The organism is Colwellia meonggei (assembly GCF_057537295.1).
This window is the reverse complement of the sequence record NZ_BAAJLZ010000001.1, coordinates 400,510-420,528: the sequence shown is the minus strand read 5'-3', so window position 1 is coordinate 420,528 and position 20,019 is coordinate 400,510. Positions and strand designations below refer to the sequence as shown.

Genomic DNA, 20,019 nt, shown 5'->3' with positions numbered 1-20,019 from the left:
TTTACGCATTAGCGTAAATACCACGACGCTGGCTCAGCCACACGTACTTGTTCAATAACGCCATGTTGCAAAACATATTCGGCAGCAATTTGATGACAAAGAAAAAATGGCATACTTTCCGTAAAACCGTATGCCCCAGACAAACCAAAAATGATTTGATCGCCAACATTAACATCTCCCGGTAGCGGTAATCGGCCTAATTTATCTAAGCTAGTACAGAGTGGACCATGTAGATCAAATTCAATTAACGATGCACTAGAGTTTCGAAGTAAATTTGCTGGAAATGCTTGCTCTGTAATCGCTGGTCGTAATAAATGGTTAATGCCACCAGCAAGTACTAATTGTTGCTGAGTAAAATTTTGTTTTTTATCAACAACCGAAGTTACATAATAACCTGCCTCAGCCACGGCATAGCGTCCTAACTCTAACCACAGTTCCTTAACACCGGCTTTTGATTTAATCACAGCTAAGTCTTGAACAATTTGTTGCCAACTTAAACTGTTGCCTGTTTGTAAGTAATCAACTCCTAAACCACCACCTAAATCTAACACCTCTAAAGACATGCCAAGTTTTTGGGCCAACTGTACAAGCGGATCAACCATTTGTGACCATAACTGAAACATTTTTTCATTACTGAGCATATTACCCCACTGAAAAATATGTAAACCATTGATATTCAGGGCAGGATAATCATCTACGGTAATGGTTTGCCACTGTTCACATGACAAGCCAAAAGGTGTTACTTCATTACCACCTAAAGGATTTTTCTCCCCTTCAGGCCATTGCAGTTGCACGCGAAGCAAAACTTGCGGTTGGCAATCTAAGAATTCTGCCGACTCATTAAGCCACTGCAATTGTAATAGGCTTTCAACGACAAAAGTTCTAACACCTTGTTGCAGGAATGCTGCCATCTGCGCTTTAGATTTTGCTGGGCCAGTATTTAAAATTCGCTCTGCAGCAATATTTTGCTTTCGAACTTGGCTTAACTCACCTTGGCTAGCAACATCAAAATTAAACCCTTGTTCTGCGAGTGTTGTAATAACTCGTGACAAAGGGTTCGCTTTTACAGCAAACCATAACTTAATCACATCTTGCTGCATTAGCGTCGATAAATGATCGGTAAGCGCATCTAAGTCATAGAGAAAAAATCCAGCTTCGTCATCAATTTCTTCATTACTGGCCAGTATAGTTTCATGCTGCTTTTGCAAAGTACTAACTACATTATCACTCAACCAACTAGGTCGATCGTTAATGTTAATTGTGACATCAGACGTGTTTTTTGAGCTGATATTAGCCTTGGTATTAGAGAGTGCTGTCATGAGAAACCTTTAACGTAATACTGATTCAAGTTCTAAAGCCGCATCACTTTTTTCATCACGGTATTTCACAATCAAGGCACAAGCCATATTAAGCCCCTGCTTTTCTGCCCAACCACCTGAAATAGGGCGAGTACCTGGAACAACAACGGCATTTTCTGGAATATCAGCACCTTTTTCTAACATCTCATTATTCACACAATCGTATACTGGTACTGACGCTGATAGCGAAACGCCTGGCGCTAGCACAGCACCTTTTTTCACCACAATACCCTCAACGATAATTACGCCAGCACTGAGAAAGGCATTATCTTCAATAATCACCGGGCTAGCACCAATAGGCTCGAGCACACCACCAATTTGCACGGCCGCTGAGACATGAACATTTTTGCCAATTTGCGCACAAGAGCCGATTAACGCATGGCTATCAATCATAGTACCGCTGTCAACAAAGGCGCCCACATTGATATAGGCAGGTGGCATAATTATCACACCAGGCGCAACATAGGCACCACGGCGAACAGAAGATCCTCCAGGTACCATACGTACATTGTCGCTTACAGAAAACTCACGCGCTGGTAAATTATGCTTATCAACAAAACCACGATAAATACCGTCAAACTCAGTATTATCACCGGCTTTAAATGCCGATAGTATTGCTTGTTTTACTTCAGTATTTGCCTGCCAATGACCACAATTATTTTGCTCTGCTGCGCGTACATTTCCGGATTCTAATGCTGTTAAAGTTTGTTGCCAGGTCATTGGTTTACTTCTCTTAAAATAGTTGTTGATGGTAGTGAGGTTGATGAACAATCTGCTGTTAATAGCCATTGTTGAATTTGCTGGTGAAAGCTTTGCAAACCATGATTAGCTGGCAGTTCATCAGCACATAACGGTAAACGCAATGTCGCTGAATCAATCATGCCGACTTCGGCCATTAAAGCTTTTACAGGAATTGGGCTTGTCACTTGAAATAACGCGGCAATAGCATTGTGCCACAAAGGAAAAACATCAGTGCATGTTTGCGCTAGTGCTGAAGCCGTATAGCGTTGCGTTGCTTCTGGCCAGACATTAGCACAAACGGACACTAACCCTTTCACACCAGCATTAGCAAGATATGGCATCATGGCATCTTCGCCGCTATACAATTCAAGCTCTGGACAGTGTTGGCGATAGCTTAATAGGGTTTGTAAATCGCCACTGGCTTCTTTAAGTGCCCAACAGTTTTGATGATATTGCAGTGTTTGCAAAGCAGACATGGCAATTTCAACACCACTTCTTGACGGCACGTTGTATAACATACAAGGCAAATTGGCTGCATCGAGCAAAGCTTGGAACCAAGCAGTTTGCCCTACAGGGCCTGGCTTAGCATAAACAGGACTACCTAAGAGATAGGCGTCAACCGCCAATGAGTTACATTGCTCTATCCAGGAAAGTTGTGCGGCTAAGTTACAACCGCCAACCGCAACCATAATTGGTACATTTAGTGTTAAAGCCGTTACATGTTTAACAATAGCAAGCTGCTCTTCGCTAGTGAGGGCGATACCTTCACCTGTACTACCAAGCAGTAAAATGCCATTTTGCGCATCACTTTGTCGGTTAGCAAGACGCGTTAGGCTGACAAAGTCAATGGCACCACAACTTAGCAATGGCGTAACCAAAGCAGTCCACACAACAGGTTGTTGGTAGTTAGGAGGTTGATTAGTTTGTATTATTTGATTCATTTCTCTCGAACTCGTTTCGTTCGGAGAACTCATAGGCGATTGCAAAAGCCAAATTCAAGAGCTGAATCTGGCTTTTGCAAAGGCCAGAAGCTCTCCACCCAATAGGTGACAGTTGCAAGGATTCAACCTAGCACTCGCATATTATGCTTAGTGACTACAACCGATAATTGCATTATCAAAAATACAATTACCTCGGCATTTTCCCCCCTCATTATTGCTCTCTAGAGTTTGATCTCTTCACAATAACTACCTGGTAAACGCTCCTCTTCTGGCCCTTCATCGTTGCTCTAGTCAATCATTAACTAAAGCAACTGGAATAAGGGACTAAATTATTAAACCATTTAAATATAAGCTGCGTCAATAGACGTCTATATGGATATAGTAAAATTAACACTTAATTTATTGATAAATTTAATTTTATTTCTTTTTCTAAATATTTCAGTCGGTCTTGTCCCCAGTAACTACTGTTATTCATTTTGAAGCAAGGTACCCCCCAAAACTCTAGCGCGGTTAACTCCCGTTGATTGCTATCTGCCCATTGCTGCCAGTCATGCTCAGCTTGGTAAGCTTGAGCTTGCTGAAAGTCTAAAGTTAAATCATTAAGTATGCGCTCAATGTTATCAGCAACTGACAAATCAATATTTTCTACATACACAGCACGAAAGCACGCCAACATATATTCAGCGCCCTTACCCTGTTCTTCAGCCCAAGCAAACATACGGTAACAGTTAATAACACCTGCACCTAAAGGATCAACAAAGCCATTGAATTCAATACCTAGTTTCTTAGCTTCTCGCAACGCATCTAAATAGATATATTTTTGCTTAGCAATAGGAATTGACGCTCCTCGCATTAGCAAAGGTAAAACAGGTTTAATAACCAATTCAAGTTGATAGCGTTGAGCTAATGCAAGAGCTTGTACAAAGCCAAGATACGAATAAGGGCTACGTAGCGAAAGAAAAATTTCTAATTTACTTGAAGCAATATTAACTGTAGATACCGCTTTGATATTGTTGGTTTTGACACTAATTTGTGACTGGTAAATAAGATTATCGGCAGTGATTTCGTTGCTTATATCAGATAGTAGGCCAAATTCACTTAAAGCCTGCTCAAAATGATACAGACGATCAACACCAGCAAACCAGTCACCAGCAAAGTAAATTGTTGCGGCACTGTAGTGGCCTTTATCCTCGAGTCGAGCCTGATTCTTAACCTGGTGAGTAATCGTTGGTGTCGAGGTTTGAAAATAGGTTTTAAATTCATTGCACCAAGTTTTTAAAAAAACCCGCTCTGCATTCTCGATACTATTACCATATAGTTGCCATTCTTGTTGACCAGTGGAAAGTTGTAGTAAAGATGGCGACTTAGTAATGTTTATCAGTTGGTACTGCTGGGCAATTAAATTGGCGTCAGCAATTGCCCAACGACGATGAAGAGCTGGCGAGATTGTCACGCCTGGCAAAGCTCCCCAAATAAAGAAAACGGTAAATTTAATATCATAACGAGCCTGCAAACGCACTAACATTTGCACCAACATAAAGCTGTGTGGATCATTTAAAGCTAAATAAACTTCAGCCTTAGGCTGTTGTCGAAAAAAGCGCACAAATGAAAAGTAACGAAAAGCGATTAACTTCTGCCGAATTTGACTGTGTAGCCACTTTATCTTCAAGCGGAATATCATTTTGTTAAAAATAGCCAACTCCTTTGGGACTATTAATGGCGAGATATTTAAATTCGCGTAGAATAGCCAACATTATGACATAGTCAGCATAATTTCTGCGCACTTTTGTTACATATTCAGTACAAATAAAACGCAACGAGATATAAATTTAGCAGTATTACAGGTAACTTCATGGCAACAAGCAATATAAGTCAATTATTAGAGCGTAACCTTAACGAACTTTCCGCAACCTCACCGTTATTTGTAAACCTAACTGATGACAGCTTTATTGGCCAGTACCTGCAACAGCATAGCAAAGCAAAAGTTACTTGTTATCATACTAACTTTGCTGACTATCAGCTAAGCAATGCCATCACAGATGAACGTGTTAAAAGCCACTTTTGTGCCCAATACCAAACAGATTTAAGACACGATTTAGTGATCATGAAATTTCCAAAAAGCAAGGCTGAATATGGCTTTACTTTAGCTATGTTGGCAGGTGTTGTTAGCGATGATGCCACAATAATTATCGTCGGCGAAAACAAGGGAGGTGTAAAATCAGCCGATAAATTGGCGAAAAAATATTTACTTTTTTGTAATAAAGTTGACGCAGCGAGACATTGCTTGTTGTATATTGGCCGTTTCAAAACAGATATTCCTGCATTTAAACTCGAAGACTTTTACCACTATTACCATATATCTATAGGCCAACAAGCTCTTAAAATTGCCGCATTACCCGGCGTATTCAGCCAAAATAAACTTGATGTCGGTACCGAGGTATTACTAGAAAACTTACCGGAAAAAATTTCAGGAAAAGTATTAGATTTTGGTTGCGGTGCTGGTGTTATTGCCGCTTATATCGGCACTTTGCATCCGGACACTAATCTTAGCTTAGTTGACGTTAGCGCCTTAGCATTACAGTCAGCTGAAACAACATTAACCATCAATCAACTTAACGGTACGTTTCTCGCGTCAAATAGCTTATCAAATGTTACTGAAAAATATGACGTTGTTATTTCTAATCCGCCTTTTCATCAAGGAGTAAAAACCCATTATGCCGCAACAGAGCAATTCTTAAGTAATATTAAACAGCACCTAACGGCTAACGGCGCTATCACTATCGTCGCCAATAGTTTTTTAAAGTACCCGCCAATTATGGAAAAAACTATAGGCGCAACCAAAACTTTAGTGGTAAAAAAAGGTTTTGCTATATATCAGTGCCTTATCAAAGCTAAAAATTAGCACGAGTGGCATAAAGCCATTGTTGAATGTGCTAAGGTTTTCTACAATCATATTATCGATAACATAACTTGAGCTGAATTTTTATGCCGACAACAAAGCGCATTTGGTCAATTCGCAGAATATTTCTGCTATCAATTATTGGCTTTGTTATTCTCATTAGTATTATCAACCTCGCTATTATTTCTCAGCAATATAGCTCAAGTTATAATAACTTAGCCGCTACACACATTAAATATTGGGCAAATGAAGTAGCTGATGAAAGCAAAAATTTTCTACTCGACACAGATAGACAAGCATTAAAAGACAGCTTAACAATTGCCCACCAAATACCAAACTTAAACTACTTGCATATATACCAGCGTAATACCCAGAACAACCAATTAGAGTTATTTTACAGCTATAAACGTAGTGAACGTCGTGCTGCTATTTCTGAAAAATCAAATGAAATTAATAACCTGCTAGAACCGAGATTTAAAGAAAACTACCTTGAATATATGCACCCCATCACTATAGATGAACAGGTAATTGGCTTTGTTTACATTCAAAATAGTAAAGAACACATCACGCTAATTACTGATAAATTATTAACCACTAGCGTACTGATTATTTTTATTGTTTTACTCATCGCAATTTTTATCGTATTGCAGTTAGAGCGTTATATTTCAGCTCCCTTTGCGACTTTAGTTAACACAGTACAAGTTGCCGCTCGACAAAAGAATTTTCAACAAAAGTGCCTGGCAATGCCTTATCGAGAAGCAGATATTTTGGCACGTAATATCAATATTTTGTTCTCTCGCATGGAAAAACATATTGCACAATTAGATGCAGCTGAGCAGCAAAGTATTGAGCACTCACATGAGCTCGAAGACAAAATCAACAAACGTACCGCAGCGCTAAAAGAGTCTAATCAAGAATTACTGTCTACGCTAGAAAAGCTGCACCAGTTTCAGGACCAGCTAGTGGAAAGTGAAAAAATGGCATCACTAGGCGATATGGTTGCCGGCGTTGCCCATGAAGTTAATACCCCGATAGGTTTAGGCGTAACGGCATCAACATTATTAGCTGATAGAATTGACGAGATCACCGCGGCTTTTGAAGACAAAACTTTAAAATCAAGTCAATTGAAAAAGTTTTTGCATGAAGGTGGTGAGAATATCGCCATTATTTATCGTAACCTAAATCGGGCGGCAAATTTAATTTCAAGTTTTAAAAAAGTTGCCGTTGACCAATCCAGTGAGGAAGTTCGCCAATTTAATGTTAAAGAGTTGTTTTCTGAAGTGTTGCTCACCTTAAGGCCACAACTGCAAAATCTTCCATATAAAATTGATATTGACTGTCCTACGGAATTGTCTATAGCCAGTAAACCTGGACCCATTAACCAAATTTTAATTAATTTAATTATGAATTCAGTTATTCACGGCTTTGAGGGCAAAGACGATGGCAAGATTTCTATCACAGTAATGCCACTCAGTAACCAACTCAATATTCTTTTTCAAGACAATGGAATTGGTGTTGATGAAACAATAAAAAATAAAGTATTTGAACCTTTTACCACTACCAAGCGTGGGGAAGGCGGTAGTGGCCTTGGTCTGCATTTAGTCTATAACTTAGTCACTCAAGCATTAGGTGGTACCATAATATTAAACAGTGTTTTAGGTGAAGGGGTAAGCATAGAAATAAATTTTCCCATTAACTAAATCTTTGATCTGAGCGGAACAATTATTGCGCTAATTACTTTACAATAACTTAACAATGGCGAGTGAAGATTGTGTTTTTTTACCAGCTTCTATACCATTAAGTAATATTTATAATTCTTGTAATCATCTATAATTACAAGAGCCTAATTATTAGCTGCCAACTATTAATTGACAAATAAACGACATACTACTGGACACTTAACATGCAAAAACCACACATTCTTATCGTAGAAGATGAAGACGTAACGCGCTTTAATCTACGAAATCTATTTGAAGCTGAAGGCTATCATGTGTCAGAAGCAATAGATGGTGACAGCATGGACCGCGAATTACAAAACAATGCCATTAATTTGGTAATTATGGATATAAATTTACCAGGTAAAAACGGCTTACTTTTAGCACGAGAATTAACCAATAATAATGATTTAGCGTTAATCTTCCTTACTGGCCGCGACAGCGATATTGATAAAATTTTAGGTTTGGAAATTGGTGCAGATGACTATCTGACTAAACCATTTAACCCGCGAGAGTTAACTATTCGTGCGCGTAATATTTTAAATCGCATGTCTAATTCTAAAGCTGAATCAAATGATGCCATTATTAGCTTTAACCAATGGACTCTCGACGGTAACTCGAGAAAAATGACTTCACCTGACAACAAAGAGATTTCTATACCTCGTGGTGAATATCGTGCATTGCGGTTATTAATTGCCAATGCAGGACAAATCGTTTCCCGCCAGCAACTAATTAAAGAAATGACAGGTCGTGATTTACGTTCTAACGATAGAACTGTTGATGTAACTATTCGTCGTCTACGTAAACACTTTGAATCGGTTGAGGACGCGCCAGAATTAATTAACACCATTCATGGTGAAGGTTACCGCTTTATTGGTAGTGTTGACTCGTAATAAATCTTGGTAAGCAAAAGACCAAACAAAAAAAGCAAGTTAAGTTATTAACTTGCTTTTTTGTTATAAAGTTTACTGACTCGACAACCATTGTTTAAATGCGTCAATAGCTTGTTGATTTAACAATGTTAATGTTTTTAGATGTGCCGCTTTAATAGGCCAATCTTGAGTTGATTTTTCAATAGCGATAAGTTTTTCGCGAACTTGAGATAAGCCTGCACTCGCAGCTGAACCTTTCATTTTATGACATTGCTCTTGCCAATCTTTTTGGTCTGTTTTTACTATAGCGTTATCAATATCGCTTAAATATACTTGAGACTGCTGCTGATATAAATCCAACATTTGTGCCAATACATCAATATCTAAAGCTTCTAAATAGCCGTCAAGTAACGCTATATCTAAGTGCTGAATTGTCCCCATAAAATCCCCTTTGCGATTTTGATGTTGTTCCATTTGATAATAATGCTATTTTCCCTCTATTATCATCATAATACAATCTGAACATTTACCAAATGTTCTAAGCTACGCGCCAGTGTAAAAGAAAATATCATATTCTTGATCAATATCATTATCGCAATGACAAACATTGCTTTTAGTGGGTGGATGGTTCAAAATAGCCGCCCTTTTTAAGGTCACTGCATTATATGCCGCTTAACTCAAATCAGTAGGCGTTATCGAACATTAGCTAATAATGCGAATTATAAAATTTTACTATGTACTGAAGTTACCGTAGATAGCCCTTTACATAGTGCACAAGCGAATAGCGGAGTCAAAATGCCAACAATAATGCCTGATATAGCAAATCATACCACAGCACAAACTGAGGGGACTTTGGATTGGGTCGGCATGAGCAATATCGAAATGCCCATCATGGTTGCCTCAAAAGGACAATCAGAACGCATGGTTTCAGCCTACGTTGACGCGTTTGTAAACCTTAAAGAGCCAAAAGCAAAAGGCATTCACATGTCTCGCTTATACTTATTACTTGATGAATTATCAAACTCAAATGTACTTAATCATCAAAGTTTAGTCACTTTACTTGACGGCTTTATTAGTAGTCATCAAGAGCTAAGTGACAATGCTAAAGTGAAATTTAGCTTTGATTACCACTTACGTCGAAAATCACTGATCAGCGGCAAGCAAGGCTGGAAAGCCTACCCTGTAAACATTACTGGTCGCTTAAACAAAGGCAAACTTGATATTGAACTTTGTGTTGATGTCCGTTATTCATCAACTTGCCCATGTTCTGCGGCATTAGCACGCCAGTTAATCCAAAAAGCATTTAAAGACAAGTTTTCTGACAACAGTACTGTTGATTTGGAAACCGTACATGAATGGTTAGGCACGACGGAAGGCGTTGTCGCAACACCACATAGTCAACGCTCAGTTGCCGAATTAAAAGTGAAGTTAAACAGCACCACCACTGAATTTCCAATTACGGATTTAGTTGACTTAATTGAAAACTCACTACAAACCCCGGTTCAAGCAGCAGTAAAAAGGGAAGATGAACAAGAGTTCGCTCGATTAAATGGTCAAAACTTAATGTTCTGTGAAGACGCCGCACGTCGTTTACAACACACCATGAATAACACAGCACAATTTGACGATTTTTGGTTACGTATAAACCATTTAGAATCATTACATGCACATGATGCTGTCAGTGTTACTACCAAAGGCTTAGCTGACGGATATCAACCGTAAAGCCACCTATTATGGCGAATCTACCACAATAAGTAATCGCTTAAGCTAGCTAATATATATCAACCCCAATAATGCCAAATTATTGGGGTTTATTTTTTGTACGAAACATTTTACCAAATATAGCTAAACAGAAAAAACTTCCAACTTACTAAAGTATTTTCATTCACGTGAAGTCGCAATGATCTCTCCGACACTTTCCTTTGCAAACCAAAATTAGCAAAAAAATTGCATGTTAGCCTTTTGTAAGCGCAATTATAACGATGAATAAATATTGAATATAAAGCTAATGAATAATTTAAAATTACACTTTATAAATAACAAGATAAAATGTAATTAAATTACATAAATTTCAAATAACACAGTATAAAACACGCTAGTCAGCACAATAACAGTGAGATCTGAATATAAAACCAGCCAACTAACTGTAAATAAACTACGAGCAAATACTCTATTTACATTGACGTTTCATTTGTAAATGTTTAATGTAAGTAATAATCCAATACAAAATTCAGACTATTTATGCATTTTTAGCATAATTCTATCCACCACGTTAAATTTAAACTGGCTATTGGAGCGATTATTTAGGAGAAGAGAATGCAGCTTTACGATCATACTTATCAGAAAGACAATTGTGGCTTTGGTTTAATTGCCCATCAACACGGCGAAAGAAGTCATAAGCTGGTAAAAACTGCAATTCATGCTCTCGACAGAATGCAACACCGTGGTGGAATTGCTGCTGATGGCAAAACCGGAGACGGTTGTGGTTTACTAATGCAAAAGCCAGATAGCTTTTTTCGTGCTATTGCAGAAGAAAACAATTGGCAACTAGGTAGAAAATACGCCGTTGGCATGATTTTTCTTAATCCCGACCCCGTTCAAGCGAGCTTAAGTAAGAAAATCCTTGAAGAGGAACTTGCTCGAGAAACTTTAACACTAGTGGGCTGGCGAGAAGTTCCTACTGACATTTCAACCCTGGGCGAAATCGCAAAAAGTAACTTACCAAGTATAGAGCAAGTATTTGTCGATGCACCTCCAGGATGGCGTAATCGTGATTTAGAGCGACGTTTATATATGGCTCGCCGCCGTGCAGAAAAACGTATCAGTGATGAACGTTTTTATGTCGCCAGTTTATCTTGTCTAGTTACCATCTACAAAGGCCTAATGATGCCAGTAGATTTGCCAAATTTCTACTTGGATCTTGCGGATATCCGCATGCAAACAGCTATTTGTGTATTCCATCAACGTTTTTCTACCAATACCTCTCCACAATGGCATTTAGCACAGCCATTTCGTTACTTAGCTCATAATGGTGAAATTAATACCATAAAAGGTAACAGACAGTGGAGTAGAGCACGTACTCATCGCTTTCAATCCCCACTATTACCTGATTTAAAAGACGCTGCTCCTTTTGTTAACGAGAGTGGCTCAGATTCATCATCTTTAGATAACATGCTGGAATTATTCCTAGCTGGCGGTATGGACTTATACCGGGGGATGCGTTTATTAATGCCACCTGCATGGCAAAATAGTCCACTAATGGATGACGACTTAAAAGCCTTCTATGAATTCAATTCTATGCACATGGAACCGTGGGATGGCCCAGCAGGTGTTGTGGTAACCAACGGCCGTCATGTTGCCTGTAATTTAGATCGCAATGGCTTGCGTCCTGCTCGTTATGTTATCACACGTGACGGCTTTATTACCCTAGCATCAGAGGTGGGTATTTGGGACTACGGCGAAGATGAAGTGGTAGAAAAAGGTCGTTTAGGTCCAGGTGAAATGTTCGCCATTGATACTTATACCGGGAAAATATTTGACTCAAGTGCTATCGATAACGAGTTGAAAATTCGTCACCCATATCGTCAGTGGTTAGATAACAACATTCGTCGTCTGATCCCATTTGATCAACTCGATGGCGAGCTAATTGGTCAGCGGGTTTTTAATGATCAAGAATTAGCGCAATACCATAAAATGTTTAACTACAGTTATGAAGAAATTCATCAAGTGGTAAAAACATTAGCAGAAAATGGCCAAGAGGCCACAGGCTCTATGGGTGATGACACGCCAATGGCTGTACTATCAAGTCAGCCACGTTCCTTATTCGATTACTTTCGTCAACAATTTGCCCAAGTCACTAATCCGCCAATCGATCCATTACGTGAACGCTATGTGATGTCTTTAGGAACTTGTATTGGCCGAGAGCATAATGTATTCAATGAAACTACTGGCCATGCCGACCGCATATTATTTGCCACGCCGGTATTAATGTACACCGGGTTAAAGCAGTTACGAGAGCTTGACCCTGAACATTATCGCTCCGATACCTTAACGTTGAACTATGACCAAGAAGAAGGCTTAGAAGCAGCTATATTACGCTTATGTGATGAAGCAGAAGAGTTAGTACGTGAAAAAAATACCGTTATCTTAGTTTTGTCAGATCGTCAAATACATCCAGGTATGCTGCCTATTCCCGCAGCAATGGCCGTTGGTGCGGTACAAAAACGCTTAGTTGAACAACAGTTACGCTGTGACTCAAATATTATTGTTGAAACCGCTTCGGTTCGAGACTCTCATCAGTTTGCCGTTTTACTAGGGCTTGGTGCGACAGCCATTTACCCATTTTTAGCTTATGAAACTATTGAGCAACTTGTTGAACAAAACCAAATTGATTTAACTCCGCGCCAAGCGGTGGTGAATTACCGTGAAGGCATCAATAAAGGGCTGTTAAAAATACTGTCTAAAATGGGGATTTCTACCATAGCAAGTTACCGCTGTGCCGGGCTTTTCGAAGTGATCGGTTTAAACAGTAATATTATGCAACTTTGCTTCCCTGATTTACCAAGCCGTATTCAAGGTGCTGATTTTTCTGATATCGAACAAGACAATATTAACCTTGCGCGTAAAGCCTTTTTACCACATCAAAAAATTAGCCATGGCGGCTTATTAAAATATGTTCATGGTGGCGAATATCACGCGTACAACCCAGACGTTGTCAGCACATTACAAACCGCCGTACGCAGCGGCAACTACCAAGATTACCAAATATTTGCTGAGCAAGTTAATAATCGTCCAGCTGCGGCATTGCGTGATTTACTGGCATTAAAATACGACCAACAAGCAATTGATATTGCGAGTGTAGAATCTGAAAGTGCGTTATTTAAACGCTTTGACAGCGCTGCAATGTCAATTGGAGCTTTAAGTCCTGAAGCTCATGAGGCTTTGGCGATCGCTATGAACCGCCTAGGTGGCTTTTCAAATTCAGGAGAAGGCGGGGAAGACGAACGTCGCTTTGGCACAGTGAAAAATTCACGCATTAAGCAAATTGCTTCAGGTCGTTTTGGTGTAACACCTCACTATTTAGTCAATGCTGATGTCTTACAAATAAAAGTAGCACAGGGTGCAAAACCAGGTGAAGGTGGACAACTACCGGGCGATAAAGTCACACCATTAATTGCTAAGTTGCGCTTTTCTGTACCTGGGGTCACTTTAATATCACCACCGCCACACCACGATATTTATTCAATTGAAGATTTGGCTCAGCTTATTTTCGATTTAAAACAAGTAAATCCAAAAGCCATTGTTTCGGTTAAATTAGTCTCCGGCCCTGGCGTTGGTACTATTGCTTCAGGTGTAGCCAAAGCTTATGCCGATTTTATTACCATTTCTGGCTACGACGGTGGTACTGGAGCAAGCCCATTAACATCGGTTAAATACGCTGGCTGCCCATGGGAACTTGGTTTAGCTGAAGCACACCAATCGCTGGTAACAAATGGCTTACGTCATAAAGTGCGTTTACAAGTTGATGGCGGTTTAAAAACCGGTATCGATATTGTAAAAGCAGCGATATTAGGCGCTGAAAGTTTTGGTTTTGGTACTGCACCTATGGTAACGCTTGGCTGTAAATTCCTACGTATTTGTCATTTAAATAATTGTGCAACAGGTGTTGCAACCCAAGATGACGTGTTACGTGAGCAATTCTTTAAAGGTTTACCTGATCAAGTAATGAACTACTTTAAGTTTATTGCCCAAGATGTTCGTGAAATTTTAGCAAAGCTAGGCGTCGAAAACTTAACCGCTATTATCGGTCGTACCGATTTACTTGAGCCATTATCGGGTATTAGTGCTAAGCAGCAAAAATTAGATCTGTCTCCTATTATCGCGCCCGTTGTCGCGGGAGAAGATACCGCGCTTCATCAAACTCAGGATAACCAACCTTTTGACAAAGGTGAGTTAAACCAAAAACTTGTCACAATGGCATCAGAAGCAATTGCCCATAGCCAAGGTGGCGAGTATCGATTAACCATACAAAATACCGACCGCTCTGTTGGCGCGGCATTGTCGGGAGAAATTGCTCGTCAGCATGGCGATCAAGGTATGGCAGCAAACCCAATTAAAGTTTATTTTAGCGGTACCGCTGGACAAAGTTTTGGTGTTTGGAATGCGGGCGGCTTAGAAATGAGCTTGACCGGTGATGCCAATGACTATGTAGGTAAAGGCATGGCTGGCGGTAAGCTAACTATCAAGCCACCAAAAGGTGTGGAATACTTAAGTCATGAAGCTATGATTATGGGTAATACCTGCTTGTATGGTGCCACTGGCGGTAAGCTATATGGCTGTGGTAAAGCAGGCGAGCGTTTTGCGGTTCGTAACTCAGGTTGTCACGCGGTTATTGAAGGTACTGGCGATCATGCTTGTGAATATATGACTGGTGGCATAGTCACTATCTTAGGACAAGTTGGCGTTAACTTTGGTGCCGGTATGACAGGCGGTTTCGCATATGTATTAGATGAAAATAATGATCTTGATATTCGTTTAAATAATGATTCAATTGAAATGTTACCTATTGGCGAACTCACCATTCATCAAGAACATTTACGCGGCATTATTAGCCAACACTTTGAAGAAACCAGCAGTTTAAGAGCACAAGAAATTTTAGCTAATTTCTCATCTTACGCGCCATTATTTAAATTAGTGAAGCCAAAAGCAACTGATGTGAAAACATTGTTAGGTCATCACAGTCGATCATCAGCTGAACTTCGTGTTCAAGCACAGTAATAGAACACGAATTGGAGAACTTCATTCATGAGTAAAAATATTTATCAGTTTGTTGATGTTAAACGCATTGACCCGCCAAAAAAGGCAATCGAACAGCGTAAAATTAATTTTGTAGAAATCTATCAACCATTAAGTAGCGAGCAAAGTGCAGGTCAGGCCGACCGGTGTCTAGATTGTGGCAACCCGTATTGTGAATGGAAGTGTCCAGTACATAATTACATTCCACAATGGTTAGAGCTTGTTACCGAAGGTAAGATATTCGAAGCAGCAGATCTGTGTCATCAAACCAACAGTTTACCCGAAATGTGTGGCCGTGTTTGCCCACAAGATAGGCTTTGTGAATCAGCCTGTACCCTTAATGAAGATTTTGGTGCAGTAACCATTGGTAATATTGAAAAGTACATTACTGACACTGCAATATCACAAGGTTGGAAGCCCGATCTGTCCGAAGTAATTGCCACGGGTAAACGTGTAGCTATCATTGGTGCAGGTCCAGCAGGTATTGCCTGTGCAGATGTTCTAACCCGTAATGGTGTTCAAGCTGTGGTATTTGATAAACATGCACAAATAGGCGGCCTGTTAACCTTTGGTATTCCGTCATTTAAATTAGAGAAAGACGTTATTCAAACTCGTCGAGAAATACTAGAAGAGATGGGTATTGAATTTCGCTTAAACACTAATGTCGGCGTTGATATTAGCTTTAGTGATATCAGCGATGAATTTGACGCTGTATTTTTAGCACTTGGTACTTACACTGATATGACTGGTGGCTTCGAGCATGAATCAGCACCCGGTGTATATAATGCCCTTGATTTTTTAATTGGCAACACCCAAAAATTAATGAACCTTTCCCAAGAAGACGGCAACAATAATGCTAAGCCGTACGTTAACTTTTCAGGTAAAAAAGTTGTGGTTTTAGGCGGTGGAGATACCGCCATGGATTGTGTTAGAAGCTCAATTCGACAAGAGGCAACATCAGTGACTTGTGCATACCGCCGCGATGAAGCCAATATGCCAGGCTCGCCACGTGAGGTACAAAACGCTAAGGAAGAAGGTGTTGATTTTCAATTTAATATTCAGCCGCTAGACATTGCCGTAGACAAAAACGGTAACACCTGTGGTGTTAAGTTTGTTAAAACTCAACTTGGAGCCCCTGATGCTAACGGTCGCCGAAGCCCTGAACCGATTGAGAACTCAGAATTTATTATGCCAGCCGATGCCGTGGTAATCGCCTTTGGCTTTTTACCGAGCCCGCCGCAATGGATGAAAGATGCTGGTGTTGAAGTCGATAGCCGTGGACGAGTTGTTGCCGTTGACAATAGTGACTTTGCGCTGCAAACAAGCAATGCTAATATTTTTGCTGGTGGTGATATGGTGCTAGGCTCAGACCTTGTTGTTACTGCTATCGATCAAGGCCGCAAAGCTGCAATTGGTATATTGGATTTTGTGACTACAACACAGCAAAAGCAGGCATAAATTTAGCTAAGACAATGCCTTCATTTATAGACTAAAAGCGGTTAATACCGCTTTTTTTATTGGTTTATTACCATGTATTTTCGACAAAAACCTCTCTATCGTCTAGGATAAAACTATGATATTGGCCACATAATTGACTTAAAGATGGCTACTCACCATGTGATAATTGTTTACACAATAACATTGTCAATTAGGGCATGTATTGTGCCGTCAGTTATTTTATTGTTAATGACTTTTTTAACACCTCTGAGTGTGCAAGCCCACAACTTACCTAAACTAAAAATTGTCACTGAAAACTTAGTACCATTTCAAATTCAACAACCTTCTGGCGATCTTAGCGGCTTATCGGTAGAAGTAATTGAGAAAATGTTTCAGGCATTAACTATAACGCCTGATATTCAAATTATGCCATGGGCACGAGCTTATGAAATAGCCAAAAAGGAAGCAAATGTTCTAATATTTTCTATCGCACACACACCACACAGAAATTTAATGTTTCATTGGGTGGGATGCATTACCGACGAACAGTTTTCATTTTGGGGGCTTAAAAAAAATTACGATAATAAAGAATATAGTATTACGCAGTTAAAACAGCATAAGATAGCTGTTTCACGTCATTCTAATGCTGAACAATATACTATCGATAATCAATTTGAAAATATCACACGCTTAGTACAAGAAGATCAAAATATGCAAATGCTGTTTAGCGCGAGAGTAGATTTAATTGTTGCTACGGAACTCACCGTTAAGCACCGTGCAAAAAAACTCGGTTATAACTACCAAGCACTTACGAAAGTACACAATGCCAATGGTCTAAATAACAATTTATGTATTGCCCTAAGCTTAGGTAGTGACCCTATTTGGATTCAACGCTTAACTTCACAATACCAGCAACTTGAAGAAAAAGGTGTTATCGATAATCTTCGAAAAAAATGGTTAAGCGATAAGGCACACCATTCTCCTTAATCTAAATGCGTGACCGACATTTTGTTACGGCCATTTTCTTTCACCCAGTAAAGTTGCTCATCAGCAAGACCTATCCATTGTTCAATTTTTTCAGCATAATTGGCTTGTGCTGTTACCACCCCAATTGAAATGGTTATACCGAGGTAATGCTCACCATCATACGGAAAGCAATGTCTAGAAATTTCCTCTCTCAGCTCTTCCAGCTTTTGAATTACACCATGATTTTCGTCATGTTGTGCTACAACAATAAACTCTTCGCCACCAAAGCGGGCAACAATATCACTGCGGCGATCAAACTTACTTTGCATTAGCTGCCCAACATATTCAAGGCAATTATCACCAATTAGATGGCCATATTCATCATTTAGCCGCTTAAAGTGGTCTAAATCAAGCATAGCAACAACCATTGCCCCCTTATTGCGTGACAATATTGCTTGTAATTCGCTAAATTTTTGTTCTAAATAACGACGGTTATATAAGCCTGTTAAACTGTCTTTATTCGCTAATTCTTTAAGAGATTCGTTCGCTTGATTAAGATCTCGAGTGCGCTTTTCAACTTTCTCTTCCAAAATATATTGGTGTTTTAATAAACGCTCTTGTGATTTTTGCAGCTCGCTATAAAGGGTGAAAAACTCTGTAGGAGCTTCAAATGGGATGGGCTTATACCCTTCTTTATTGTTGCTGCGAGCGAGTTCAGTTAAGACAAACGCCAGTGGTTTATTTAAAATATAGGCAAACTGACTAGCTAATAGCACCACAAAAATAAAAATGATAAATAACGACATAAAAATAACCATATATTGTCGTTCAATTAAATTTAGTAATTCAAGATGTTCAACTACAACAAATATTTTCCAACCGTTATTTAGTTGAGTTTGGCGATATAAATATTTTTTGGCGTCAGCATCACCGATAACCATCAACTCATGTTTTAGCTTTGCTTTATCTATTACAAAGTTGAATTTAGATAAGGTGGTTAACGCTAAACTTTTATCCGAGTATATGATACTTCCATTTTCATCAGTTAAAATTATCGCAACCTTGCTGCTATGTTCAGTAACTTGTTTCGCTTGTTCAAACATGTTCAAGTTTAGTGAACCTTCAACAATGCCTGCCGGAGTTTTACTATTATTGTGATAAATAGGTGCGCTAATAGCGACAATAGGGTCAACACCAAAACCACGGCCAAGAAAAACAGGTGAAATATATAAACTTTCATTATGAAATGCTTGAGAAAAATAAGCTCGGTCAGCAACGCTATAGTTTTTTTCAGGCAAGTTATCCATTAGCGAACTAGGTGATGAGGCAACAATATTAGCCTGGTTATTCGCAACAAGCATAGTTAAGTAGCCAGGGTAAAGCTGATGAACTTTTGTCAGAGCACTGGCATACTCATTACTATCAATAGCCGATAGTTTATTGGCTGCCTGTGCGATAGCTCTAGTATGTTCATCAATATAATTTTCAACAATACGAGTAAGATATTGGCTACTAATATCAAGCTTATCTTCAAACTGTTGATGATGGATATCATTTAAGCCACGACTTAAAAACAAACAAATTCCAACAACAAAAAATGCCGACATGACCCATAAAATATAATGTAGATACTGCTTTAAGTTTTTCTCTAATTTTGGTTGCTGAGAGCTAACCCAAGCTGTTAGCTTTTCACCAAATATAAAAATAAAAATAACCGCAATCGTAGTATAAAAAACAGCATTAATACTTTGCTTAAATAATGAGAAAAGTAAGTATTCTTGTGCATCAGCATTATTCAACCATATAAAGAATGCCGTTAACGGCATGCCTATAACAAGCCAATAAAGAAAATCTGCGGAGGGTAAATACCAACCACGTGTTCGAAAATACGAAACAAATAAAGCCTCTAAACCAAAGGTAACAAAACCAAATGGGTGCCCCCAAACAATCAATAAAGGTGCAACACATAATAATGCAGTTAATAAGGTAAGTGCCGGACGTAAGTAGGCTGCAGCAATAATAAAGGCTAAATTACCAAGTACTAAGGAAATATTATATGCCAAATCAATTGGAATACTATTAAGTAAAGCACCAAATATTCCCAAAACAATGGCTAATATTACCGATCGGCCCTGTTCACTTTTCAGCTCATTATTGTTTACTTCGCTGATTTCTTCTTCAAGTTTTAACGATATCTTTATCGGAGAGGTAGTCATTCAATCGGCACCACTTCATTTGTCACTTAATTGCTAAAATTTAAACCACTTTGCTTTGAGGTATTTTTGTTACCTACAG

Annotated in this window: 13 protein-coding genes and 1 riboswitch; of the genes, 7 read left to right on the top strand and 6 right to left on the bottom strand. The window is 39.1% G+C overall.

The features are described 5' to 3' along the window. Positions 1–8 precede the first annotated feature (8 nt). The 4 genes from AC27E9_RS01930 to AC27E9_RS01915 all read right to left on the bottom strand — a co-directional run bounded on the left by AC27E9_RS01930 (position 9) and on the right by AC27E9_RS01915 (position 4,709). Complete coding sequence (locus AC27E9_RS01930) at positions 9–1,319, bottom strand: PLP-dependent decarboxylase (protein ID WP_487126746.1); 1,311 nt, start codon at positions 1,317–1,319, stop codon at positions 9–11. Positions 1,320–1,328: 9 nt separating this feature from the next. After that, entirely contained in the window at positions 1,329–2,078 is a 750-nt protein-coding gene (locus AC27E9_RS01925) for a 2,3,4,5-tetrahydropyridine-2,6-dicarboxylate N-succinyltransferase (RefSeq protein WP_487126744.1), read from the bottom strand. After that, a complete protein-coding gene (gene dapA / locus AC27E9_RS01920; protein WP_487128259.1) occupies positions 2,075–3,040 on the bottom strand; it encodes a 4-hydroxy-tetrahydrodipicolinate synthase in 966 nt (321 codons plus the stop codon). Before dapA ends, AC27E9_RS01925 begins: the two co-directional genes overlap by 4 nt. Positions 3,041–3,119: 79 nt before the next feature. Next, a riboswitch (Lysine riboswitch) is annotated at positions 3,120–3,316 on the bottom strand. A 118-nt stretch (positions 3,317–3,434) separates the two neighbouring features. Beyond that, positions 3,435–4,709: a DsbA family protein gene (locus AC27E9_RS01915; RefSeq protein ID WP_487126742.1), complete on the bottom strand. Its 1,275-nt coding sequence runs from the start codon at positions 4,707–4,709 to the stop codon at positions 3,435–3,437. A 183-nt stretch (positions 4,710–4,892) separates the two neighbouring features. Here AC27E9_RS01915 and AC27E9_RS01910 point away from each other — a divergent pair, with 183 nt between their 5' ends. From AC27E9_RS01910 to arcA, 3 genes are all read left to right on the top strand, one after another. Beyond that, on the top strand, positions 4,893–5,942 hold the full coding sequence (locus AC27E9_RS01910; protein WP_487126740.1) for a methyltransferase: 1,050 nt from the start codon (positions 4,893–4,895) through the stop codon (positions 5,940–5,942). 83 nt (positions 5,943–6,025) lie between these two features. Continuing rightward, positions 6,026–7,639, top strand: a complete 1,614-nt coding sequence (locus AC27E9_RS01905; RefSeq protein ID WP_487126738.1) for a sensor histidine kinase — start codon at positions 6,026–6,028, stop codon at positions 7,637–7,639. Positions 7,640–7,842: 203 nt separating this feature from the next. After that, positions 7,843–8,547 (top strand): two-component system response regulator ArcA, encoded by a 705-nt coding sequence (gene arcA, locus AC27E9_RS01900; RefSeq protein WP_487126736.1) that lies wholly within the window; start codon positions 7,843–7,845, stop codon positions 8,545–8,547. 72 nt (positions 8,548–8,619) lie between these two features. On the opposite strand, the gene AC27E9_RS01895 is transcribed toward arcA, so the two are convergent. Beyond that, the gene (locus AC27E9_RS01895) at positions 8,620–9,000 is read right to left on the bottom strand and encodes an Hpt domain-containing protein (RefSeq protein WP_487126734.1); all 381 of its coding nucleotides are present in this window, start codon (positions 8,998–9,000) and stop codon (positions 8,620–8,622) included. Positions 9,001–9,321: 321 nt separating this feature from the next. On the opposite strand from AC27E9_RS01895, the gene folE2 reads away from it, so the two are divergent. From folE2 to AC27E9_RS01875, 4 genes are all read left to right on the top strand, one after another. Further along, positions 9,322–10,248, top strand: coding sequence for a GTP cyclohydrolase FolE2 (gene folE2, locus AC27E9_RS01890; RefSeq protein ID WP_487126732.1), 927 nt, complete (start codon positions 9,322–9,324; stop codon positions 10,246–10,248). A gap of 594 nt (positions 10,249–10,842) precedes the next feature. Further along, complete coding sequence (gltB, locus tag AC27E9_RS01885; RefSeq protein WP_487126730.1) at positions 10,843–15,303, top strand: glutamate synthase large subunit; 4,461 nt, start codon at positions 10,843–10,845, stop codon at positions 15,301–15,303. A gap of 27 nt (positions 15,304–15,330) precedes the next feature. Continuing rightward, positions 15,331–16,779: an FAD-dependent oxidoreductase gene (locus AC27E9_RS01880; RefSeq protein WP_487126728.1), complete on the top strand. Its 1,449-nt coding sequence runs from the start codon at positions 15,331–15,333 to the stop codon at positions 16,777–16,779. Between the two features lie 204 nt (positions 16,780–16,983). After that, positions 16,984–17,745: a substrate-binding periplasmic protein gene (locus AC27E9_RS01875; RefSeq protein ID WP_487126726.1), complete on the top strand. Its 762-nt coding sequence runs from the start codon at positions 16,984–16,986 to the stop codon at positions 17,743–17,745. On the opposite strand, the gene AC27E9_RS01870 is transcribed toward AC27E9_RS01875, so the two are convergent. Further along, positions 17,742–19,940, bottom strand: coding sequence for a sensor domain-containing diguanylate cyclase (locus tag AC27E9_RS01870; RefSeq protein WP_487126724.1), 2,199 nt, complete (start codon positions 19,938–19,940; stop codon positions 17,742–17,744). The two genes, AC27E9_RS01875 and AC27E9_RS01870, sit on opposite strands and share 4 nt — an antisense overlap. Positions 19,941–20,019 lie beyond the last annotated feature (79 nt).